This is a genomic window from Collinsella sp. CLA-AA-H302, from assembly GCF_040093305.1.
In the GTDB taxonomy this organism is placed as follows: domain Bacteria; phylum Actinomycetota; class Coriobacteriia; order Coriobacteriales; family Coriobacteriaceae; genus Collinsella.
Window position 1 is genome coordinate 52927 of sequence record NZ_JBBNJW010000005.1, and the last position, 23543, is coordinate 76469.

Annotated in this window: 15 protein-coding genes; 3 read left to right on the top strand and 12 right to left on the bottom strand. The window is 59.0% G+C overall.

The window, feature by feature from the left end; translation table 11 throughout:
• The first annotated feature begins 120 nt into the window (after nt 1-120).
• Nucleotides 121-1695 carry a lipopolysaccharide biosynthesis protein gene (locus AAAV21_RS04965; RefSeq protein WP_229071747.1) on the top strand — a complete coding sequence of 525 codons (1575 nt, stop codon included), beginning with the start codon at nt 121-123 and terminating at the stop codon, nt 1693-1695.
• Between the two features lie 317 nt (nt 1696-2012).
• Here the strand turns inward: AAAV21_RS04965 and AAAV21_RS04970 are convergent, their stop codons facing one another.
• On the bottom strand, nt 2013-2852 hold the full coding sequence (locus AAAV21_RS04970) for a metallophosphoesterase family protein (protein WP_055252016.1): 840 nt from the start codon (nt 2850-2852) through the stop codon (nt 2013-2015).
• 253 nt (nt 2853-3105) lie between these two features.
• Between AAAV21_RS04970 and AAAV21_RS04975 the strand changes: the two genes are divergently transcribed.
• The gene (locus AAAV21_RS04975; protein WP_349107870.1) at nt 3106-4707 is read left to right on the top strand and encodes a potassium/proton antiporter; all 1602 of its coding nucleotides are present in this window, start codon (nt 3106-3108) and stop codon (nt 4705-4707) included.
• A gap of 17 nt (nt 4708-4724) precedes the next feature.
• Here the strand turns inward: AAAV21_RS04975 and AAAV21_RS04980 are convergent, their stop codons facing one another.
• From AAAV21_RS04980 to AAAV21_RS05030, 11 genes are all read right to left on the bottom strand, one after another.
• Nucleotides 4725-5402: a DUF3800 domain-containing protein gene (locus AAAV21_RS04980; RefSeq protein ID WP_349107871.1), complete on the bottom strand. Its 678-nt coding sequence runs from the start codon at nt 5400-5402 to the stop codon at nt 4725-4727.
• Between the two features lie 155 nt (nt 5403-5557).
• A complete protein-coding gene (locus tag AAAV21_RS04985) occupies nt 5558-5755 on the bottom strand; it encodes a hypothetical protein (RefSeq protein ID WP_349107872.1) in 198 nt (65 codons plus the stop codon).
• A 27-nt stretch (nt 5756-5782) separates the two neighbouring features.
• Nucleotides 5783-7147 carry a hypothetical protein gene (locus AAAV21_RS04990; protein ID WP_349107874.1) on the bottom strand — a complete coding sequence of 455 codons (1365 nt, stop codon included), beginning with the start codon at nt 7145-7147 and terminating at the stop codon, nt 5783-5785.
• Nucleotides 7148-7224: 77 nt separating this feature from the next.
• The gene (gene brxL / locus AAAV21_RS04995) at nt 7225-9624 is read right to left on the bottom strand and encodes a protease Lon-related BREX system protein BrxL (RefSeq protein WP_349107876.1); all 2400 of its coding nucleotides are present in this window, start codon (nt 9622-9624) and stop codon (nt 7225-7227) included.
• 11 nt (nt 9625-9635) lie between these two features.
• Nucleotides 9636-12344, bottom strand: a complete 2709-nt coding sequence (gene pglZ / locus AAAV21_RS05000; protein WP_349107878.1) for a BREX-1 system phosphatase PglZ type A — start codon at nt 12342-12344, stop codon at nt 9636-9638.
• Nucleotides 12345-12367: 23 nt separating this feature from the next.
• The gene (locus AAAV21_RS05005; RefSeq protein WP_349107880.1) at nt 12368-13336 is read right to left on the bottom strand and encodes a hypothetical protein; all 969 of its coding nucleotides are present in this window, start codon (nt 13334-13336) and stop codon (nt 12368-12370) included.
• A gap of 255 nt (nt 13337-13591) precedes the next feature.
• Nucleotides 13592-14230 carry a hypothetical protein gene (locus tag AAAV21_RS05010; protein ID WP_152076871.1) on the bottom strand — a complete coding sequence of 213 codons (639 nt, stop codon included), beginning with the start codon at nt 14228-14230 and terminating at the stop codon, nt 13592-13594.
• A 10-nt stretch (nt 14231-14240) separates the two neighbouring features.
• Entirely contained in the window at nt 14241-16727 is a 2487-nt protein-coding gene (gene pglX, locus AAAV21_RS05015; protein ID WP_349107882.1) for a BREX-1 system adenine-specific DNA-methyltransferase PglX, read from the bottom strand.
• Nucleotides 16728-16793: 66 nt separating this feature from the next.
• Nucleotides 16794-20456 (bottom strand): BREX system P-loop protein BrxC, encoded by a 3663-nt coding sequence (brxC, locus tag AAAV21_RS05020; protein WP_349107885.1) that lies wholly within the window; start codon nt 20454-20456, stop codon nt 16794-16796.
• Between the two features lie 78 nt (nt 20457-20534).
• Nucleotides 20535-21227, bottom strand: a complete 693-nt coding sequence (locus AAAV21_RS05025) for a DUF1788 domain-containing protein (RefSeq protein ID WP_118079629.1) — start codon at nt 21225-21227, stop codon at nt 20535-20537.
• Between the two features lies 1 nt (nt 21228).
• Nucleotides 21229-21879 carry a DUF1819 family protein gene (locus AAAV21_RS05030; protein ID WP_349107888.1) on the bottom strand — a complete coding sequence of 217 codons (651 nt, stop codon included), beginning with the start codon at nt 21877-21879 and terminating at the stop codon, nt 21229-21231.
• Nucleotides 21880-22375: 496 nt separating this feature from the next.
• On the opposite strand from AAAV21_RS05030, the gene serC reads away from it, so the two are divergent.
• Nucleotides 22376-23500 (top strand): 3-phosphoserine/phosphohydroxythreonine transaminase, encoded by a 1125-nt coding sequence (gene serC, locus AAAV21_RS05035; protein ID WP_349107890.1) that lies wholly within the window; start codon nt 22376-22378, stop codon nt 23498-23500.
• The last annotated feature ends 43 nt before the right edge of the window (nt 23501-23543 follow it).

A 23543-nucleotide genomic window follows, 5' to 3' on the forward strand; every position in this document is an offset into this window, starting at 1 on the left:
GAACGTCCCCAAATGCCGTCTACTGAATGGCGCCGCCGAAATTATCGAACAACCTGTTCAAAAACACGACCGAACACCGTCGCGTCTATACTAGAGCGTAGCAATAGAAAGGACTCCGCTTTGAGCATCACGCCCATCGATAGCATTCGCCGCGCCATCGCCCGCCGCAATGGCGTCGCCGACCCCACCGTATCGGACGGGGCGCACGGGCAGGGCGGACGCATCGAGAACGGCCTGTTCCCCGCATCGCACACCGCCGAGGAGCTCGCACGAATCCAAGAGCTAAGCCAGCGTAACGCCGGCGGTCCCGACAGCAGCCAGGCCACACGCCGTCGCCGCGAGCGCGATCGCCAGCCCGGCCCCATCCACCGCATGGTCAATGCCTGGTGGAACCGCCTGCTCGGAGCCGTCTACGGCGGCGGCTTCTCCACGCAAGAAGCCGAGTACGAAGATCACGCCACCCGTCGCGACTACCTTTGGAATACCCTGGGCACCGCCGTGTGGGGCATGGTGTTTCCGTTGCTCACCATCGTGTCCACACAGCTCGTGGGCGCCGAGGAGGCTGGCAAATTCTCCATCGCCTTTGTCACCGGCACGCTCATCATGATCGCGTGCAACTACGGCGTGCGCAATTTCCAGGTCTCGGACATCGACGAAAAGACGTCCTTTGCCTCTTACCAGCTCAACCGCTGGATCTGCGGAGCGCTCGCGCTGGCATGCGGCCTGGTATACAGCAGCGCCCGCGGCTACGATGCGCAGATGGCCACAATCGGCCTGGGCGTCTACCTGTATAAGGTGATCGACGGCATTGCCGACGTGTACGAGGGCCGCCTGCAGCAGGCCGACAAACTCTACCTGGCCGGCATGAGCCAAACGCTACGATCCGTCGGCGTCATCGCGGTCTTTAGCGTGGCACTGTTCCTCACGCGCAGCATGCCCATCGCCGCCATGGCCATGGGCATCGCCGCGATTGCCTCGCTCGTGCTGGTCACCGCCCCGCTCGCCCTGCTCGAAACCGAAAAATCACGCCGTATGAGTCTGCGCGAGGCTGGTCACCTGTTTATCCAGTGCGCCCCGCTCTTTGGTGCGCTGTTCCTGTTCAACCTCATCGAGAGCATGCCCAAGTTCGTGATGGAAGGCACACTGGCCTACAAATACCAGCTGTACTTTAATGCACTGTTCTTTCCAGCGCAGGCTATTTTGTTGAGCATTGGATTTATCTATAAACCGCAGCTCCTACGTCTGTCGAGCATTTGGGCGAATCCGCGCAAGCGTCGCCGCTTTGACTTGATTATTGTTGCCGTTATGGCACTGATCGTGGTCATTACCGGAGCGTGCGCCGCATTTATGGCAGGCCCCGGCATCCCCATCATGAGCTTTATGTACGGCCTCAACTTTGAGCGCTACCGCACGCTGGCGCTGCTAATGGTTGTCGCCGGCGGCGTCACCGCGGCAATCGACTTTATCTACGCCATCATCACGGTGTTGCGCCACGCCGGCGATGTCACCAAGATCTACCTGATCTGCTTCGCCGTAAGCGTGGTGCTGCCGGTGATCCTGATTAAGCTGCTGGGTCTGATGGGCGCCGTGGTGAGCTACCTAGCCATCATGGCCCTACTCCTGGTGCTGCTGATAATCGAGTACGCCCACATCCGCCAGCGCATCGAGCGCGACCGCAACCCCTACGGCGCCTAATTAGCTGCCCCGGTCACCGGAATTTGCGATGGAATCGCCCCGGCTGGGGTCTCGTTGAAGACAATATGCATCACGTAAAACTAAGTGAGTAGATTTTTACCGAATCCCTGACCACACCGACAGAGCACAAGTCTGTGACCTGCGGTTTTATTGAGGCAAATATGTTGGGTGCTCGGCATTTCCAAAAAAGTCTACTCACTTAGCCAGCGGGCAGCCAAATGATTATTTAATCCCCGTCCCAGAGAAATCAATTAGCGGGCAGAAGGGCAAGAGTAGTCAAAAAAGCCCCGTCCCAAATTAGCTACCACTTGCACCGATTATTCGCCCGGGTTGATGTTCGCGTAGAACTCCGCCCCATCATCGAGCCGCAGGATGCCCACGCGACCGAACTCGGAGCCGGTGGCGGCGGCGCAGTCGATGTCGATGCGATCGGGCACGCCGGCGGTATCCTCGCCACCCAGGCGCACAATCTGCCCGCGGCCCGACTCCTCATCGAGCCCCGCCAGGCCGCCAACCTCGCAATAGCGCCCAAGCGACACCGTGGGCGTGTGGCCGCTCACCACGACCGGGCCCTCGCCCTCGGCAGAAAGCAGTCCCGTCGGCGCATCCCAATAGCCGTGACGAATCCACAGCAGGTCATCGGACGACTGCACGGCGAGCATTTGCCGCAGCAGCTCGCTATCGGCATCGACCGCTCCCCTGCCGTCACCGCAATCGACACCATGCTCAAGCAAAAACGCGCGCGCCGCCTCGGTCTGGATGCCGGCATGCACCAGCAGGTACGGGCGCTCCTCGGTCTCGGCCACCGCGTAGAGCGGCAGCGCGGCCATCCATCGCACGAGCTCCTCGTATGCCTCAAATTCCATGTCGTTGAGCTGCTCGCTCGTCGTCCAGCCACCGTTGATATCCCAGGTCTCGGCATCGAGCGGGTCCTGGCCAATGATGGCATCGAGCATGATCTGCTCGTGATTGCCCTTGAGCACGTGGGCGTTGGGCAGCGAGCGCACGAGCTTAATAACGCCGACCGGATCGGGCCCGCGATCGATCATGTCGCCCAGCACGTACAGCGTGTCGTCGGACGTCAACGAGATCTTAGACAGGGCCTCGTCAAGCGCACGCACGTGCCCGTGAGCATCAGATGTCACATAGATCGCCATGGTACGCCTCTCCTTGCATTGCGGTCTAAGCCCGGCGCCGCAACTAAAACTTCAAGTTGAACTTAAACGTTACCCATTGTACTCCGTTGCAATAAAGCTGGAAAGGGTTTCCGAGCAGAGGCAAAGACGGCAGCCGTCTATGACGATATCGCGCACGCCCGCAATCCAACCCCATAAACCCACCACCTTTGGGTACAAATAACCGCAGACAACTGACCGTGCCACGCCAACCACCCAGGAGCGGACACCATCCATGAACCAGATCCTTCTCTTTATCGGCCTCGTCATCATTTTGTGCCTGACCATCAAACCCGTCGGCAAAAAACTCCCCTTCCCCACCCTGCTCATCTTTATTGCGCTCGGCATGCTGCTCGGCGTCAACGGCCCGGCGCACATCGACTTTAGCGACTACGCACTCACCGAAACCGTCTGCAGCACGGCGCTGCTGTTCATCATGTTCTACGGCGGCTTTAACACCAACATAGACCGCGCCAAGCCCGTCGCCGCGCCGGCGGTGCTGCTGAGCACGCTCGGCGTCGTCATCACCGCAGGCATCACCGGCGTGTTCGCCCACTTTGTGCTGGGCTTCGACTGGATCGGCGGCCTGCTGCTGGGATCGGTCGTGGCGTCCACCGACGCGGCCAGCGTCTTTAGCGTTCTGCGCGAGCACAGCCTTTCGCTGAGGGGCGGCACCGACTCGCTGCTCGAGGTCGAATCGGGCTCCAACGACCCCGTCGCCTACATGCTCACCGCCGTGCTCGCGACCCTCGCGGCGGGCGGCAATATCGACATTCCCGTGCTGCTGACCAAGCAGATCATCCTGGGCGTGGGGTTGGGCCTTGCCATCGGCTGGACATCCAGCCGTCTGATTGAGCGCGCACACGCAACGGCCGAAGGCGCGCAGACCATCTTCTTGTTCGCCGTGGCCATCGTCGCCTACGCGCTGCCGAGCTACCTGGGCGGCAACGGCTTTTTGGCCGTATACCTTGCAGGCATTGTGCTGGGCGCAAGCGACATCACCGGCAAGGTCGAGATGGCGCACTTCTTCGACACCCTCACCGAGATGGCAGAGATGACCATCTTCTTCTTGCTCGGCCTGCTCGTCACGCCCGCACGCCTGCCGCAGATGCTGCTGCCGGGCCTGGCGCTCATGGCGTTCATGCTCTTCGTGAGCCGCCCCATCGCCGTCGGCGTGCTCCTAGCGCCCTTTAAGACGAATCCCAGCCAGGTCGCGCTCGTAAGCTGGGCGGGCCTGCGCGGAGCAGCTTCGGTCGTCTTTAGCCTCTTTGCCGTGGTGGCCGGCGTTCCCGGCGGACACGACCTATTTGACCTGGTGTTTGTGATTGCCGCGTCGAGCATCGTGGTGCAGGGCTCGCTGCTGCCGGCGGTGGCGAAGAAGCTCGATATGATCGATGCGACCGGCGACGTGCGCCGCACCTTTAACGACTACCGCGACGAGGACGGCATGTCGTTTGTAAAGCTCAAGGTGGGCGCTGGCCATCCGTTTGCCGGACGCTCGCTCGCGGACATTGGCAGCGCGACGGACATGCTCGTGGTCCTGGTGCTGCGCGACGGGGCGCACCCGGTACTGCCCAACGGCGACACCGTGATCCAGGAAGGCGACCTTCTGGTGATGGCCGCCCCAACGTTCGAAGAGCGTGCCGAGGTTACGCTGCGCGAGGTCACCGTGACTCCCCACGGTCGCCTGGCCGGTCAGCGCCTGCGCGACGTGCCGCAAGGCAAGCACCCGTTTATCGTGGTGATGCTCAAGCGCGACGGCCAAACGATCATCCCCGACGGCGACACCCTAATATACGCCGGCGACGAAGCCGTCATCGCCACGCTGGCGTCGTAGCGACCAGGGGGGGGTAGCTAATTTGGGACGCTCTTCTTTCTAATTTCTTTTAGTAAGCCTTTTTTAAACGCAGTACTACCACCAAATAACTTCTGGTCAGTATTAGTCTGCTTATTCGCCTGATATTTCAGACTCGTGAACTCAATGGTACAGTTATAGTCCGCCGCTTGAGCCAAATAGTAATCCGATGAAGTTGTCGGCTTATAGATAACTGCATTTTTAGCCAAAGCGTAATCGATTGCCTTGTGAAGCGCACTCGAAACCGAACCCTGTCCTCCGTCGTAGTAAATCTTTACAGCATCAAACTGCTGAAACCAACTCAAATTGTCGAATATGAAATCGATGATTTCACGCCGCATCGCATCAGCAATCTGTTTAAGAGTTCGGTACCGATGCGTCTTGAATACAAACACATTGTACGAGATGGGCAAATGTCGAAACATAACTCGAAATAGTGAAAACAACCTTTTTCTCTCACTGATGTCCAAGTCCTTGAACTGATCTTTTCCATTCATGAGAGGAGAAGCATGGAACGGAAGAAGCGGCAATCCGCTTTCGGCTACCGCCCTTTCATATCTCTTTATTCCCTCAGCGATGGGAATATCTTGTTCATGAAAAACAAAGGCCACAAGATAGTATCTTTCACGAAGATCATCGCTTCCAGATTCATCAATAAAGATACTCAGCTCTCGCATGGGCAATCCTTAATAAAAAAGCCGGGGAAAACGTCCCCGGCACTTGGAAGCCCTCTCTTAAGAGATGACCACCTAATTTATACCATGAAGTTGGACGTATGTTCAAGCTTGAGTATAAAATACAAACATATGTTCGTCAATAACAAAGATGGCAATCATTCAGCGTTGTCGTCGACGGCAAAGTCTCGGAGGTCGAGGCCTTCGCGTTCGGCTCGGGCTAGGAGCTCTTGGGGCGACTCTTCCTCGGTATCCACTACGTCGAGCATAGCGGCCGGAAAGCCCACGCCTGCCGCACTCCCCGCGCGGTCGAGCAGACTCTCGCGCAGCTGATCTACATCAACGTCGATTTTCATGGTGAAACCTCCCGCCAAGCCAAGCTCTTACTCGTCAGCGCCAAGCACTTCCACGGCAGCAACAAAAGCTGCCACCTGCTTGTCGTCCATCTGCGTGGCCAGGCACCCCACGGGCTCATCGTAGGCAAACTGCACTTTGTCGATAAAGCAGTCCCATGCGCGCTCATCCACGCGAACAGCAGCCTCGCAATACTGGCTGAGCTTTTTGAGTCCATACCAAAACGCATTCACGTGGCGTGCAGGATCCTCATCCAGCACGCCATCGTAGCAACGCCCGTTAAACTCACGCATGCGTGCCACGGCAACCTCGAGCGAGTCGCCGCCCTCGGCCGAAGCCTCATCCACCAGCTCGGGAATCGCAACCTCACGCCGAACAGTATGCCTGGTTGCACCATCGTACTCGCCCACCAGCACGTCCTCATCAAGCCGAGAATCGTAGTCCAAATAGCTCGTGCCACAACAAATCCCATGCGGCGAGCCAGAGCCAAACGCGCAGAACAACCCGCCGTCGGCAACAACACGACGGTAGGTCTCAAACGACTTCTTAACCTGAACTAGCAACTCTGAAAGCTCCCCAGCATCACACGCCGTCTCGCACGTAACGCACACAGGCTTCGGCAGCCCCGAAGGCTCCACCGTGCTCCCCACGACGCGGGCGGCACGCTCGGCCCGGTACGCCTGCGCCGCCAAGCGCGCCCGCTGCGCAGCGCCGCGCACGTTCGTAAGTTCACGCTCCAACGCCACGTCACCAGCAACATCACCGGCCACGTCGTTCACAAGCCCGTCAGCGTCCTGAGACCCCGTCGCACTCAGCTCGGACTCAAACGTCGCCGTGATCATACCCGCAAGGTCCGTCGCGTCGGCGGCACAGCGCATCTGCTCCAGCTGCGTACATAGCAGGTCGGCATCCAGAGGCACGGCCTCGGCAACGCGCACGTCACTCAAACGCGCCACGCCCTGCAACACCAAAGCCTCCGCGGCATCGTACGCCGCACGAACCCTGGCCGCCGTATTGGACCGCAACTTTACCTCGATAAACGAAAGCGTCTGTTCCAGGCGCGTCAGCAGCTCGGCCTTGTCCTCCATGCGCAAAAAGGCAGCATAGCGGCGCTCCATCTGCAGCGGGCCCACAACACCCGCCTGCTTGCGAGCGCGTGCAAGGGCCGCGCCCTCGACACGGCGAACATACCCGTCAACAGCCCGCACGGCAGACTCGCGCGCAGCGTGCTCGGCAGCCTCGACGCCCCCAAGCACGCCCAGCAGCTCGCGGGAGCGCGCCTTGCGCACCAACTCCCCACGATCGTACTGCTCAAGCGCCGTCTGGCGCTTGGCTACCGATTCAAAGCCAAACAGCTCGTCGAGCAACTCGCCAACAGAACGCTCACCCGCCATGGCAAGCCTCCTCACGCACTACGCACCAACATGCTCGCGGGACGCCCGAGCACCGGACGCCCCGCTCGCCCGCGCCCCTACAGATCCAGCGCCTTCTTTGCGGCATCGACCGGATCGCCATCCATGTAGAACACCGGGCTCAGGCCCGAGATAATCTCGGACGAAACGCTCTGCAGGCCCGCGATGGCGCTCAGCGGCAAAATCACGCGCTTGGCGCCGGCGTTTTTGGCCACGCGCATGATGTCCTCGAGCCCGCGGATCTCGTCCATAGAACCCGACATGCGCAAGATGCCCGGAATCGCCAGCGCGGGCATCACCGGACGGTTGCACGCCGCAGAGCACAGGCCCACAAACTCGGCGAGCGAAACTTCTTCGGACAGGCCCTTGCTCTGCAGGTCGTTGTAGAACAGCAAATAATCCTTGGAGCCGATGTGCATGCCCGGCGCCACGCGGTTCGCCAGGTTCACAAAGTTGTCGAACGCGGCCTCCAGCGTATCGCGCACCGGCTTGTTAAAGGCCACGCCCTCGTGCTTAAACTTGCACTCGCCGGCAACGGCCTTGTTCTCCAACTTGTACACGGCGACCTCGCCGCCCTGCGACCTGCCCACGCCAAACACGTGACCGGACAGCAGCGGCCCGTCGGGAATCAGCGTATCCTCGGACTGCTCGGGCACGCGCACCACGTGCACGTCCTGCGGATTGTCGGCATCCATATAGCCCAGGTTGACGTCGATAAACTCGACGCCCGCCATAATCTTGAGCTGCTCCTTTACGCGGCGACGGCCCTCGATGGCGTAGTCCAGCAGCCAACGAACGTCGTCCTTGTCCATAGCCTCGTCGGGGAACAGCAGCTTGGCCAGGCCGCTAAAGGACTTGCGCACGGCAATCTCGTCACGCTTGTTAAAGTCGCTGTTAAAGCGGAAGTAGCGGTCGATATGATGCGTAAAGTCCTTGCGGCGCATCTCCTTGCAAAACTCCGACAGGCAGTCGGTGATTAAGCCGTAATGCCCGGTCAGCAGGCTCGAGCGCATCTTGGGAATCTCCCAGCCCGGCAGGTAATAGTGGATACGGTCGAAGAAGGCCGAATCGTTGTTAAACTCCGGCGGGAACGGATCAAACAGGTGCGTGGTCTTAAGAACGTTTTGCACGGTGTCGTTGATGTTGCCCTCAAAGACCATGGAGGCATCGGCGTTGATCTGGTCGCGGCCACGCGCGTAGCTGCCACTCGCCATATAGTCCTTCATGATCTGCACGGCGTTGGTGTCCTTAAAACGCATGCCGGCGACCTCGTCGAACGTCACGCAATCCCAGTGACCCACCAAGCCCACGCGATCGGCGCGCATGGAGTTCATACGGCCGAACAGGTTGGCCGTGGTGGTCTGCCCGCCCGAAAGCAAAATGGCGTAGGGCGAAACCTCTTTGTAGATATGGCTCTTGCCGGTGCCGCGGGGACCAAGCTCGCACAGATTGTAGTTGCGCTCGATCAGCGGCACCATGCGCTCGATAAAGTGCAGGCGCTCCTTCTCCGAAAGCTCGCTGGGCTCATAGCCGGCAGAGCGCAGCAGCATGTTGAGCCACTCGTCGCGCGAGAAATACTGACGCTCCTCGATCATGGCGTCCAGGTCCAGGTTGGGCATCTGGATGGGCGTGAGCGACGCCACGCTAAACGGAGAGTCCTCGGGCCCGCGCTTTTTGCGCTTGGCCTTGGAGCGGCGCGGCGCATCGTCGCCAAAGACTTCCATGCCAAACTCGTCTTCCTCTTCCATGGGACGACGATACTCGATGCTCATAATGCACCAAATACCGCCCTGGAGAATCTTGGAATAGTCGCGCACGTACTCGGCCGGCATCACAAACGGCTCAATGGTCAGGTTGGCAAACGACGCCACGTAGATGTCTTTGTACTCGTCGAGCTTGGCCGTCACCTTATCGATGATGGTAAAGCGACCCAGCTCGCGGATCTTGGACTTAATGCGCTCGGACTCGTCGGGACGCACGTAGTTATCGGTGAGGATCTTGCGGATGCGCCCCAGGCCCTCCGCCACGGCGTCCTCGTCGTCGGTTGAGCAGTACATGCCCAGCAGGTACTCCAGCACAAAGGTAGGCACGTTGGCGCCACGCTTCATAAGGGCCGTGAGGTCCTTGCGCACGATCTTGCCGCCAAAGTGCTCGAGCAGCTTGCCGTCCAGTACATCCATGTCGTAGCCGTCGTCCTCGGGAGCCTCGGCCACTGCCTGGGCGTAGCCATCGGTCGAGGACTCGTCCTCGGCGGTCGCCGCAGCCTCGGCGGGCGTCGCAACCTCAACGGGTACCGCGGTCTCCGTCGGCTCCGGAACAGGCGCGGCGGCCACGGCCTCCGCGGCAGCCTCAGCCTCCGGGGCAGGCACAGCCTCCCCTACAGGCACCGCAGCCTGCGCCGGCGCATTCACATCAATCGAGGGAACTTCCCACAGATCGTCGTCATGGCTATCAAACATAGGGCACACTCCTAAAAACCAAAGTCAGCAACAGGGGCAAACGAAACAGCGATGGTGTACGTCTCGCGCCAAACGATCTTGCCCGTCTCGCGCTCGCGGCAGACCAGATAGTACGGACCCTTGGCCGAGAATCCATCCGCTGCATGCAACGCAAACTTGGCATGCACCACGCGCTCCTGCGAGTTAACAGAAGTCTTGTTGGCATGCGCCTTGACCGTATCGCTCACCTCGTTGCCACTTGCATCGGTAAACACCAGCTCGTACTCGCACGGCAAGACCTTACCTTGGGCAGGTTCTTCCTGGATCAAGTTGACCGAGAAGAGCGAGTTGGTCACTCGGCGTCCCTCACTTAGCACGCGCAGCGTCGCCGCGCGCGTGTCGACAAAGTCCTTGGAACCCGAGCGCGCACGCCAAAAACCGATAACGGGCACGCAGAGCTCCTGCAGGCTCATGCCGCCGTGGACGTAGTTGTTAGTGCCGCCGGGACGCTTGAAGTGCACGTTCTCGCGCGGGGCAAATCCCTCAAAACCGGCACCCAAACGTCCCATGCCAACATTAACAAACACCCCGCATGCCTCTTCCGAAAGCTTGACCACGGCCTCGTTGGGTACCACCAGATGACGCTTGCCGTGCATGACAGGAGCGTCAAGGAAGGGAAGGTCTGGCTTGCCGAGCATCTGGCACTCGCTGAGCTCCCGACGCGTGTAGATAAAGCCGTGGTCCGCCGTTATAACAACACGCGCGCCCGGGGCGTCGGTGCACACGCGACGCGCCAACGCAGCAAGTTCCTCCACGGTGTCCGCACAGGCATCGAAGACGTCATCCTGCGTAGCGGCCTTCTCGCCCGTAGCATCGATCTTGTTGTGGTAGAGATAAACGAGCTTGGAGTCCTTGAGCAGCGCCTTGCGCTCGGTTCCCGCCATGTTGAGGTATGCGCTCGAGCGCAAAGCGCGGGCCGTGGGCTCAACGTGGGTAAGTACGGCCTCGCGCTGCGGAGTCGTCGCAGTGGGCATGCCGTCAGCCAACACAAGCGAGCCATCCGCTGCAAGTTCAAGCGCCTGGTGCGGCAGCAGCGCGGGCATGTCCACCTCGGTGATGGAGGGAAAGACCGCCTGCATGCTAGAAACCCTGACGTTGCCGCCGCGCTCGCGCTCGAGAAGCGCCGCGACATCACGGGCCACCTCATAGCGCAGCGCGTCGCTTACGATAACGACCGTCGTTTTGGCAGACCCCACAAAGGTGGGCAGCACATGCCAGTAGAATTCATCCTGCCGTACAGGGCCATCGATGTAGCCGCAATCGGCCCACTCCCCTTGCGCAGCTGATGTCCAGCAGGCATTGGCATCGGCCAAAAACCAGTTGCTGTAGAGATTCTCCGCCCAGTCCACCACGGCTCGGGCAGGTTCCTCGAGTACATCGCACTCGGCGGAGCGCGCCCGCAGATATGCGATGCACATATGACGATAGGCGGCATCCATGGCATACCAATCGGACGTGTAGGCATCCCACACCTGCTGGGGCTGCGCCAGATGGAACCCACCCGCGTGTGTCTGCCTAAAAGAGCACATATCGGCCACGGCAGCAAGTAGGTCAAAGTAGCTCTCAACACGACGGTACCAGCTTAGGTCGCAGCGACGCGCCGCAAAGGCGCGTGCGTCCTCAACACGGTCCGCGCCCTGAGCAAACGAGCTGAACAACTGCGAGAGCACGGCCTCATTGACGCACGGAAACACATCAAGCGAGGTCAGCACATCGATCGGCAAGGTCTCGAACCGCGCAAAGAGTCCACGGGCGTCCTCAACCAAACGGCAAATCTCAAATAGGTCCTCGCTCGATGCCTGGGTATCGGCGGTCTGGTCCCACGTACGCACCGCCTCAAGGCAATAGGGCCCGTAGGCGGGAGCCAGATGGCTTTCAAGCCCCTTGAGCGCTCCCTCGGGAAGCGCGGTAGACGCCGCTGTAAGGAGCACATGGGATGAAAGCATAAGCAATGAGTCGCGCTCATACAGCGGCCCCTCAAATCCATAGCAGCGAAGCATAAAGGCAGAGAGGACATCGCGCACGCAGTACTTGTCCGCCAACTCGGCCAGTGCCTCGGGGCCCTCGTGCAGCAGCGTGGTCATACAGCCGCGCAGCACAAACGCGGGCCGCGCGTCGCCAACCTCTTTACCGCCAAAAATCACCGTAAGGATACCGAGTTCGATATCGGATGCGCCCGAGGCATGCGGAACACACGCGGCAAACTTAGCGCAGCGGGTCTTGGCATCAAAGAACGCCTTGTGCTCGCGCAGACTCTCGCGCACGGCGTCAATATTCTCGATACCCAGCTGATCGGCCAAAAGCGAAAGATAGTCAGCCTGGAACTGATCGGCATACAGCTCAACATCGGCAATCCAATCGCCCTCAAGCCTGCCGCGCGGGCAACGGCGATATAGCAAGATATCGCTCGCAAGGTCATTGCGGTTGATAAGCTTCTTAACGGCAAACATGCGGCCCTCACAGGCCTCAACAAACCGTACCGGGCGCTCAAAGTCACCGTGAGCAGACATAACACCGTCATCGGCCCCCGCGCCGTCGAAACCCTCGGCGGCCAATCGCTCAAACTCAGGGGCAAACTCGCCGTCCGCATCGTGCCAAACCACCACACGGCGGGGCATGCATGCGGACAACGGCTGCAAAAACCGCAGCTTAAGCTGTTCTTCTACATCGATCTTGGGCATGAATATCCTTACCGTATCTGCAGTTACTTGATCTTTGCCAGTACATCCTGAAACTCGGCGTAGTTGACCTTGACGCCGTCATCCAGGTCGATCTTAATCATCTGGTCTGCCAAGTGGTGCAACTTCTCCTCGTAGCCGATGGTCTCTTTAAGCTGGTAATTGAGCTTTTTGACACGCTTATCCAAGCGCACGCGCTCACCACGCTCAGCACTGGCAAGGGCATCGTTGGCATAGCCGATCTGCGAGCGATAGCGCTCCTGCTGCTCATGCACATAGTCGGTTCGGATGCGAGCCAACAGGTCGGGCTGATAGCGATGCATGTAAACAAGGCACTTGAAGCCGTTCTTTTTGCCGCTGTCGAACAGCCAGTAGATGGGGCGCTTCTTGTAGGTCTGACAGTGGTCCTTAAAGAAGTCCTTCAAAAAGTAGGTGCGGATGACCTCACGCGAGGTGCCCTTGCCGCCGAGCGCCTCGGCAATAAAGGCCAGGTTCTGCTCGAGCGTCTCCTCGCCGTACACGGTACGCACAAAGTCAATAAAATAGCGCACGATGTCGTCGTCAAAGTACTCGTCATCGGTAATGGGCAGCACGTTGTCGCCATCGGGCATAAAGGTCACGTGATCGGGATCGGGCATCTTGGCCAGATAGTCAGAGACCGTGGCGCCCTGGTCGGCCAGGACCAGACCGTCCACGTCCAGCGAATAGCGGCCAAACATGCAGCCCACGGCATAGCTTATGAGCGAGGTGATCTCGTCGCGCTTGGTGCGCACGTATTTGTTGCCCTTGTAACTCTCGGGAATCTCATCGGCGGCGTCGAAGATGCGCGCCACCGAGACGTACTTGTCCTCGACCTCGATGGGCACCTCGCCCTCCATGTTGTAGATCTTGGCAAAGATTCGGTTGAGCTCCTCCTCGTTAGCGCGAAGCTGCTCAAAGCGAGCATTGACCTCGGCCTTGCGAGCCTCGTATTTATCAGCGAGTAGTGTTGGCATGTGCTATCTCCTTGATTCACAAGCAAATCGGCGAACTAAGCGCCTGGTGATTGACTATTGGCTGAAATTCCCAGAGACGGAGAGGCTGCCCCCCATCGAGCGTTACCAGTGTCCGATGATCCCGGTAGCGCTATACGCAGCTGGTTCATCATGCGATGCGGCATGTTATTTGCCGTTGTTTTCAGCGACACACATCTTCATCTCGATTAAAACCAATCCGCAAGACAATTAAATTGAACTTATGAAACAGCATGATCAAACACCCTCTTGTTCATATCTGCGGAATGCAGCGATCCATTCGCGTAGCGTTTTTTCCTTAATGACGAGCCTCGCAGATAAATCTCCGGAATTCGAGGCATCTTGGAAGACGCAAATCCGTCTGTCACGGCGAATTTCTTTAATTTGAAATGCGCCATGTGCAATCGCGTTTCTCAAATGGCGAAACAACGCATCAACCTGAAGGTATTTATCCTTAACCAATGCCTTTTTCTTATCTTTGAGCAGTGTGTTGCCATCGGTGGCGGCCGCAACAGCTTTATTGACCTGAGTCTTGGCATCATTCGGCACCGTGTAAACAATAAACGAAGCGGCATTCCAAAATTCGCCACTCATTAGGCCTTCAGCGCACAAAAGCCGTTCGACTTCACCAGCGCTAGTTGCATAACGATAGCCAGCACTCTTAACAACTCGCACGTCCCTGGTTAATTCATTGAATAGTATCTCGGCATCATCTGAATCGTTTATCCCGAATCGACTAATCCATCCCTCGGATCGAGCAGATACTTCGAGAGCAGGACTACATAAAAGAAGCTCGCGGACCACCGTTTTTCCTAAATCCGTATCCAAAGTATCAACGTTGTCCAACCATTCAATATGATCAATATGTTTCGCCATTTTCGTACCTCTACACCAAAGGGTTGCGTTTGAAATCCCAGGAGGCTTCAAACGAGTCGCAATCTAGCCTTGAAATGCTCAGACAATAATCCACCAAACCATCAACCGCCCCATGCTCAGCAGGCTCAATAGCGATAGGAAGCTTGGCGATATCGCCGGGTTGGGCATTTAACGTGGGGACAAGGAAGGACGTTGCCGTTGCAACAACGGATGAGTTGAGCAATCCAAGCAAGTACTTCATATCGCGGACAGGAGGAAACATGGCCACGGCCGCAGAGTCAAACAAGGACCCGGAAGGCTGTATTCTAAATGCAATCTGCCCAGATGTAATTCTTGAATACGTGATGCATGATAAGAAGGCTATTGAATCCTTTATCCTGGATGCACCGGGTGCCGCGGAAAGAGAGCGGCCATTCTTGGCATATTCGATAACGTGATCCCTGTTGCCATACCATTTCCTAAAGGAACCACCCTTATTGTGCGGATACCATTTTGCATCCAGGCTCAAACTGGATTCAGCAGAGTCACAAGCGACACTCATGTCCCCAAGAGAGCATTCAAACCAATAGCGCAAAAAACGATCGTTATCGCTTGTCTGCAAACCGACCTGCGGCTTGGCAAGCAAGCCAAGTTTTTCCCTATTCGCAAACGCATCCAGAAGGGCGTCGCTGGCCCAGTAGGCTATGGGGGTGCCGGGGATTTGTTTGAAGGTGTCGGCGTTGCGGCGGTAGAACCAGCCACAGTCGGGGTTTTGGATGGCCTCCAGCGCCTTGGGAGCCTGAACCGCGGGGCCAGTAAAATCGGCAAGACGAACGTATCCGCCTTTATAACCATCGATATGCGAATTGTGATAGGTAAACGTGCAGATGGGCACGGTTGCCCCTGCAAAGCCAGAATACTCGAGCTGAATGAGCGTGGTTAGGGTCTTGTCATCGATAAGCCTATTTCGAAGCTTCTCGTAGCTACCGATAAACATCCAAACAAATGGAGTCATCATTCCGACTTCGCCGTGCTCGCCAGCAAAGTCCATAATGCGCACGATGAACGAAGAGAACAGGTCACTCTTCACGTCGGGATAATTTCTCTTGACCCACTTGCTCATGAATGGATTAAAGCTGCTGCTGCCCATATACGGAGGATTCGCAACGGTGCAGGTAAAACGACGGGACAGCTTCTCGCAGATGGCGGCAGCGCTTTCGAGCTTAGTTTTGGCCGTAGCGGCAAAAAGGTCATCGGAACAACTCGCGGCGGCAGCCTTGAGCTCGTCGATCTCGTCCTCTGAAGGATTGAGCAGCGAGCCAATCTCGCCCAAATGACTCAGTTCCTCGGCGAGTTTCTTGTTGCCCGGGAGCTCGTCCTCTCCCAGCGGGATGCTCGAGAGCACGGTAACGTCGGCGCGCACGGCGCGCTTGAAAAAGCGACGATCGTGCTCGCGGGCGCACATGGCAAGCGCCAGTTCCGCGATCTGCGCTGCACGGGGATCGATCTCCATGCCAGCGAGGTTTTTAGTAAGAATGAGCTCGGGAATTTCGCGCTCACGATAGCCGCGCTCCTCGTACATATGGAAGAGCAATTCGAACGCATAGACCAGGATATGGCCCGAGCCGCATGCGGGGTCACAGAGGGTTATCTCCTCGGGGCTCGAGATGCGTATGAAGTCCTCGTGCTCAGCATCGGGCTCGATGTAATATTCCATGCGCTCGCGCAGCGAACTCCCCGGGTTATTGAGCATCCACAGACGGCCGAGCGAGTTCTCGACCATGTAACGCACGATCCACTCGGGGGTGAAGAGCTGCGTGGCGGGCGCGATGTCCGCCGCCGCTGCCTTGCGCTTGGACTTGAAGAACTCGTCTTTAACGTCAGCGTTGTAGTACTGATACATCCAGCCCAGAACGGTCACGCCCTTGCGCCAGTCCTCGTCAGTGAGGACGGCATTGAGCTTGCCCACCACGCCGTCGGACATCATGAGGCCCTGGGGCAACAGCAGCTCCATGGCTCCGCCCACGCGTTCAAAGACGCCCGGTAGGCAATCGGCAAGCTCCTCGCACTGAGCAACAAACAGGTAGCGCCACAGCGGTTCATCCAAGCCCGCCATCTTGAGCTCGGCTATGCGATCGGTATCGGCCGTCGCTATCTCCACGTCCAGTGCGTTCTCCACGGCCTCGCTGCCATGGCTGCCGTCCGCACGACTTAGCATGCGCATGCGGCTGGGAAGCCATCCGCGTGCATCCATAAAGCGAATGGCCACGATGCGGTTGAACCAGGTGTAGGCCGCACGGTCGCGCAGCACCTCGTGACCCACCTCTGCCTGCATGCGCAGCAGTTCGTCGCGTTGCTCAATCTCAGCCGGACTTAGGGGCAGGCCGCTAACGGTCTCGGACCCAACGGGCGCGGGTGCAGGTTCGGTGATACCGTAGCGCACCATCTGCGCCTCCACGCCTTTGATGAGCTCCGTACGGGCCCAGGTGCAGAAGCTCTTAAGAGCAGAATCGTTCATGGTTGATGAGCCTTTCTAAACGCCATAAGCCACCGGTGCGCGCTTTGGCACCGGTGGCTCCGCGGGTTAGTTGATACGGATCTCGTCGTTTGCAGCGAGCGCCTGCATAAGGCGGGAGCGCAGGTCCTCCACGTAGCGCTCCACGTCCCCTGCGGACAAGAGACGACTCGGCTTGGCCAGATCGGCGCGGCGCACAGTCTTGATCTTGCGCTGGGGCACGGGTGCAGGCGTGGGTGCTGACGACGCAACGGCCTTGTTGGAGATCTTCTTGACCACCTCACCCGTACTCGTGACCTCGGTGGTGCGGCGCTCGTTGTCCATACGCATGCGGGCCGCATCCACAGCGTCGTACATCCCGTTGGTTGCTGCGCTGAGCCAGTTGGCCCAGTTAGTCGCGGCAACACTCAGCTCGTTGAGGCTTTGAGCACTGTGGGCACGGTTTTTGAACGACTCGTATTTGGCGCCGGCGTCTGCTATGGCATCCTTGGCTTGATTGACAAAGCCCTTTTGACTCTCAGCCTGTGCCTGCAGGTCTTGCAGATCGCTCTCGATTCGGCACAAAAACTCATTGCGGCGGATGCCCAGCAGCTTTTTCATGTCGTCCTCGACGGGATCCATAAGCGGCTGCAGGTCTTTAATGCGGCCGTAGGGCTTGGGATCTTTGAGAACCTCACGCACCTTTGCCACATTCTCAACCGCGCTGGGAATGTCATCGGAGGCATACTCGATACCCTCGGTGCGGCTCAAGAAATCCTTGGCGTGGTCAAACGCTGTTCGCTGGTTGGACTCGAAGAACTCAACCACCTTATCAAAGTCTTCCTTGGCAGCGAGCAAACGCTCCTCATGCTTGGTGAACGTGGTCAAGAACGCCTCGGCCTCGCTCTGGTCCTTAAGGACGTCGGCCACCTCCGAGCGCATCTTCTCGCACTCGTCCTCACCGGGATACGGGTAGGCCGGCTTGATGCCCGTGTAGTAGTCGCGTGCCATGGCGACGCACACCTCACGCAAGTCCTCAAGGCGCTCCTTGAGCTCGGCCACGAGCTTATCCTCGTTGGAGGGCACGGTCTTGAGATCAAACAGGTCGCGCATGAGCTCACCCGCACCGCTCAGCAAACGGTCGTTCATGCGCACGCGCAAGCGCACCTGGGCCTTATCGGCATCCTTGCGCAGGAGTGCCACCATGCGGCTGTCGTTAGCTTGAACCGTCTGACCGCCAAACAGCACCTGCGCGCGCTGCTCCACCACAAGCTGCGCCACCACATTTGCGATATCGACCTCGCGCCAGCCAAAGGGCCTTTGCTGGTACTGGCGCTGGATATCGCCCATAGCGGTATCCAGGTGGCGCTGGTGCTGAACTTTGAGGTAGTCCTCAACCTCCTTGAGCGCACGTGTGTTACCCGCGTTCATGCCAGCGAGCCCCGCCTGGACGTTGCCCGCCAGAGTGGAGCGGATATCGGAATCGCTCGTGACCGGCGCGCCGATATAGTCGGCCTTTTCAAAGACTACATCGCACAGCTGCGCCAGCACCTGCTCAAAGACCTGGGCGGGCTTGGCCGCGCGGACCTCAACCATGCGGCCGTTGACTGCACAACGTGCATGGAGCACGGCCTCGCTCAAAAGGGTATCGGCCTCCTTCTCGTTATAGGCCGCCTCGCGCATCTTGGACTCGACGATCTGGCGCGTACTCAGCTGAAGCTCCTGGAGATTTCGCGTCTTGGCGTACTTGCGGATCTTGGCGGCGCTGACGAGCGTCTCCCAATAATCCGCCTCGTCACTCAAGGCCACGATGGCTTTGCCCGAAGAAGCCAAGGCCAGCTCGGTATCGTCCGCACGGCCCAGGTCGCTCGCCATAGTCGCCACGTAAAGCTCCATCCCGCCCATGCTGGTACCGTGGATTGAGCCGTCCACATAGCGGTCAAACGGGAAGTCGTTGGCCCCGCGGTTGAGCTTGCGCGCGGTGTAGATGCTGTCGAACAGGCGCTTTTTGATAGACTCGATCACCTGTGCGTTGTCGATCGGGGTGCGTGCGATCTCCTGCGCTATCTCCTGCTCCTCGTCGGTGAGGAAGCTATAGGTATCGCCCTGGCGTGACACGTAGTTCTCGCGCTCCAAACGGACGAGGGATTCCTTGACGCGGTCCTTGAGGGCGCGCTTGTCCACGTCGAGGCTATCGATCATGAGGATGGAGATGTTCTCGACCGTGGCCTTGACGTAGCCGATGTAACGAATCAGGTACAGGAGCTTGAGCACCTGAACGTCGTAGGGTTCAAGGCCCTCCGCGTTCTCGGCCGCACGGACCGCGCGGTCAACCACCTGGCTGATGCCGTGCTCAAGATCTTTGGAGATAGTGTCGAAGAAGCGCCAGAACGGCACGAGCGCACCGGTCTGGTCATGCTGGATGACCTGAGCGCTCTCCTGGAATGCGCTCAGCATGGAGCGCTCGCCCGTGGACATGTGCTTGGCCTTGACACCGTGCTTGCGCACCTCGGTCATCACGTCGGGCAGGAGCTTAAACTGATAGCCCACAAACGGGTAGCTGGCCACAAAATCCTTGGAGTTGGCGTAGCCGGCAAGGTCGGAGCGCGAGCCACCCTCAAAGGTAAAGTTGTTTTTGAGCACGGCGGTGTCTTGCTCGTAGACCCGTGCAAGCATATCGGCCGCCGGCGCGGTCTTCTCGAGCACACGGCGCTGGATGACCTCGTCCACGCTGGAACTAGAAAGCGAAAGGCGGGTATTGAAGCGGCCTTGAATCTTTGAAAAGTCGTTGCCCACGGGCAGACTCAGGTTGTCGATGGCCTCCTGGCTCGTGACCATCACCCACACGCGGCCACCGCAGGCGGCACCCAGCTCCTCGACGATGGTCTGAAGGCTCAGCATAAGGCTTGGGTCCTGGTCGTTTGTAATAAACTGACCCACCTCATCGACCATAAAGAGCAAACGGAAGTTGCCGCCGTGGGCCGCTGCCTGAGCGTCCACGTAGTCCTTGACCTTTTTGGCAAAGACATCGGGGGCCAAAACCTCGTCCTCAGAACCCTCGAGCCAGTTCCATGCGGCCTTTTCGCTCATGCCGAGCACGCTCTGCAGCACCTCGACGACGTCGTCCTCAAAGTAGCTGTAGGTGTCGCGGGCCTGGAGCCAGGACTCGCCGTTGACGCGCTCAAAGGCCTCGCGGAACTCCTGGGTTTTACCCAGGGAATCGATGTAGTCCTCGAGTTTTGCAAGCTTGAGGTCCTCGCCGTAGAAGCCGCGCGCCTCGTAGAACATGCGCTCAAAGCCGCGAAGCAGCGCCGTGGGAGCCGTATCGCCTTGCTTCCACTGGCCCGCCTTGCTATCGATGTTAAAGAGGATGGCCTGCGTGGGCACCGAGCAGGCGCGCTCCATGGCAGCCGCGACCATGGGGTCGACGATCTTGCCGTCAAAGTAGCGGATGGCGCTCTTGCCGCCGATCTGGCGATTCTCGAGCAGGTAGCTCAGCATCTTGAGGAAGTGCGATTTACCGGAACCGAAGAAACCACTGATCCACACGCCGATCTTGTCGGTGCGCGCATCGATGGCATCGCCGTAGGCCTTGAAGAACGTGGCAAAGTGCCTCTGCAACTCGCGCGTCACCACGTACTCGTCAAGCTCCTGGCGGATGGACCCATCTTTTGAATCCTGGACCTTGACCACGCCATTGATGGAGCGGTTGATGTCTTTTGCAAAGAGGTCGCGAATGATCGTGTTGTCCATGGGTGCTCCTTTGGGTTTGGGAACGTTATGGCAAAGGGTTATTACCGGTGGCAGGGCCTTATCTGCGGGGAGCCGTGCTTACGAGATATCGATGGCGCGGTAGTAGTTATCGGCAGGCAGACGGTTAAAGAGTTGGAAAGAAGAGCCGTTGAAGCTGCCCGGATAGGCAGCGATCACAGGCACCTCATCAAAATCCGCAAGCATGCAGTGGAGAAGCGTGTGTATGCGAAAGAACGGGAAAACCTCGCCCGCGCCGGTGAGGAGAACGACGTCTCCAGGCGCGTGCGGCTCGGTCTGCTCAAGGATGTACGCGGCGACTTTCTCGGGCGAGGCGAACTTGGCCACGTCCTCGAGCACGCGCTGGGTACCGCGGCGCTCCTCTTGGCGTGGGATGGCCTTAAGGACACGGCGCTTTTCGAGAATTGCCAGCACGGCGTCGTAGAGGTTCACGACCTTGAGCGTGCACGGAAGCTTGTCGGCCTCGGCATCGCGTGAAAGGGCGTCAAATAATGCACGCGCTTCAAACTCCAGCGCGGGGTCATAGCAAAAGGTGTGGAAGCCGATCTCATTGCCTATGCCCTTGTTGGCCAAAAAGTCCTCGCTGCACAGGCACTCGCGCAGAAGCTGCGCGCGTCGCTCAAATTCCTGACGGGCGTGCTCGGAGCGGACATGCGCCGCCACGACGCTCTTACGGGAATGGATGCCGATATTGGTGGTGAGATCGGTCGCCGGGGTGATAGCAGGTTCGGCGGCGCTGTTGACGGGAGCCACGCTACATCACCACCCTGCCGGTAAGGGCCGCGATAAGCGGCTGCTCGCCCAGCTGCACCAGAGCCTGCTCAACATCGGGATCGAGGAAGAGCGGGGAAAGGCGTTCGGACTCCGGACCCATGCCCTCGCCGATAAGGCCGGCATGGCGGAGCGTCTGACGAAGCGAGCCTTTGATGCGCGTGACCGTGGACTCGGTCCAGCGGGCGGCGTCCGGATACTCCGTGGTAAAGCGCGTCATAAAGGCGTTGAGGTCAACCGCCGTAAAGGCATAATCAAAGTTTTGCAGGCGCTCCCCTACCTCGACGAGCACGAGCTCGCGCACGATGTCGTAGCGGCAGATCATGCTGTAGAAGATGGTCTGGTCCGCCTGCGTGGGAGTGCCGGATGCCATAAGGCTGGTTAGGGATGATGCGGCCTCGACGGCGGTATTGGGGTCGATGCCGCGCGCGGCGCATGCGGCGTCCGTGGGCACCATGGCGTCGAGGCGGCGAAGGCACACGGTCGCGCGGTTAGCGACCATGCGCTCCGTGGGATATTGAAAGAGGTTATCGCTCTTTACGCGTACAATGACCTGCTCGTCGCTTGCGCCCTGCGTACGCAGGCCAGCGACGATGCGCATCTCATACGGGAGGAATTGCTCGCGGGTGAGCACCCCCCCCCCGAACGGTTTTTGTGGTTACATCCACAGTGCACGCTCCAAGGGTGTCAGAGGCTGTCATAAGTGCGCCGCAGCCCGGTAGGCAGGCGCGGCGCACATGACAATAATCATACCTGTTGGTAAAAAAGTTACCACGCCCAGCGTGTCAAATGTTGAGCAACAAAATTAAATCCGGTTAACGGTTTTTTTCGCAGCTCAGCTGCTTTGACGAGATCGCCCCAAATCACACTTGCCAGATAAACGCGCGGCTACCCCACCTGGGCAGACAAAGTGCCCGACAGCCCCCAGCCAAAACTTGAGGTGCCGTTCGTACGTTTTAGGCCCAATGGCTGGCAAATACAATCAGCATAGGGTTATTAACCCTCCCCCATGTAACCATCCTGTAAATCATAGCAGCGCACTCGAGTTTTACCGTGATGCGGTCGCGCCTGGCGCTCCACTGTGCTAAAGTATCCCGAACGTTCAAACGACAACGAGGGGGACCTAGAAGATGGCACGTGTGCACAACTTCTCAGCAGGCCCGGCCGCACTGCCTACCAGCGTGCTTGCCGAGATCGCCGACGAGATGATGGACTACCGCGGTTGCGGCATGTCCGTGCTCGAGATGAGCCATCGATCTAGCATGTACCAGCAGATCATCGATGACGCCGAGGCAACCTTGCGTCGCCTGCTGAGCATCCCCGACAACTACCGTGTCCTGTTTTTGCAGGGCGGCGCCACGCTGCAGTTTGCGGGCATCCCCATGAACCTCATGCGCGGCGGCCGCGCCGGTTACGTCGTGACCGGCAACTTTGCCAAGAAAGCGTACAAGGAGGCCGCCAAGTACGGCGAGGCCGTTCTGCTCGCGAGCTCCGAGGACACCAATTTCGACCGCATTCCCACCATGGCCGACATCAACGCGCGCATTGCCGCCGAGGCCGCGGGCGACGGGCTCGACTACGTCTACATCTGCCAGAACAACACCATCTTTGGCACCATGTACCACGAGCTGCCCAACTGCGGCGATGTGCCGCTGGTCGCCGATGTCTCGAGCTGCTTTCTGTCGCAGCCACTCGACGTTGAACGCTACGGGCTCATCTACGCCGGCGCGCAGAAAAACGCCGGTGCCGCGGGCGTAACCGTGGTCATCGTGCGCGACGACCTCATCGCCAAAGGCCCCGCCTTTGCGCAGACGCCGCAGTACCTGGACCTTAAGACCCAGGCCGCCAAGGGCTCCATGCTCAACACGCCCAACACTTTTGGCATCTACGTGTGCGGCAAGGTGTTCCGTTGGGTTGAGCAGACCGGCGGACTTGCCGCCATGGCCGAGCGCAACTGGGCCAAGGCCAACCTGCTCTACGACCTGCTCGAGCACAGCGAGCTGTTCCATGGCACCACGCAGGCCGACAGCCGCTCCATCGCCAACGTCACCTTCCGCACCGGCGATGCCGACCTCGACGCCGCCTTTGTCGCGGGCGCGGCCGAGCACCAGATTCAAAACGTCAAGGGCCATCGCCTGGTAGGCGGCATGCGCGCCAGCGTCTACAACGCTGTGACTATGGACGACGTGCAGGCACTGGCAGCGTACATGAAGGACTTCGAAGCACAGCATAGTTTGAGTCCGCGATCTAACTAGCCCGCAACGCGCGGACGACTAGCCACTTCAAACCACCTGTTTA

Excerpts from the sequence above, each read along its gene's own strand:
- AAAV21_RS04970 (WP_055252016.1), bottom strand. The coding sequence starts at position 2,852 with ATGGCGATCTATGTGACATCTGATGCTCACGGGCACGTGCGTGCGCTT.
- serC (WP_349107890.1), top strand. The coding sequence starts at position 22,376 with ATGGCACGTGTGCACAACTTCTCAGCAGGCCCGGCCGCACTGCCTACC.
- brxL (WP_349107876.1), bottom strand. The coding sequence starts at position 9,624 with ATGTTTGATAGCCATGACGACGATCTGTGGGAAGTTCCCTCGATTGAT.
- AAAV21_RS04980 (WP_349107871.1), bottom strand. The coding sequence starts at position 5,402 with ATGCGAGAGCTGAGTATCTTTATTGATGAATCTGGAAGCGATGATCTT.
- AAAV21_RS04975 (WP_349107870.1), top strand. The coding sequence starts at position 3,106 with ATGAACCAGATCCTTCTCTTTATCGGCCTCGTCATCATTTTGTGCCTG.
- AAAV21_RS05005 (WP_349107880.1), bottom strand. The coding sequence starts at position 13,336 with ATGCCAACACTACTCGCTGATAAATACGAGGCTCGCAAGGCCGAGGTC.
- AAAV21_RS04985 (WP_349107872.1), bottom strand. The coding sequence starts at position 5,755 with ATGAAAATCGACGTTGATGTAGATCAGCTGCGCGAGAGTCTGCTCGAC.
- pglX (WP_349107882.1), bottom strand. The coding sequence starts at position 16,727 with ATGAACGATTCTGCTCTTAAGAGCTTCTGCACCTGGGCCCGTACGGAG.
- AAAV21_RS04990 (WP_349107874.1), bottom strand. The coding sequence starts at position 7,147 with ATGGCGGGTGAGCGTTCTGTTGGCGAGTTGCTCGACGAGCTGTTTGGC.
- pglZ (WP_349107878.1), bottom strand. The coding sequence starts at position 12,344 with ATGCCCAAGATCGATGTAGAAGAACAGCTTAAGCTGCGGTTTTTGCAG.
- brxC (WP_349107885.1), bottom strand. The coding sequence starts at position 20,456 with ATGGACAACACGATCATTCGCGACCTCTTTGCAAAAGACATCAACCGC.
- AAAV21_RS05010 (WP_152076871.1), bottom strand. The coding sequence starts at position 14,230 with ATGGCGAAACATATTGATCATATTGAATGGTTGGACAACGTTGATACT.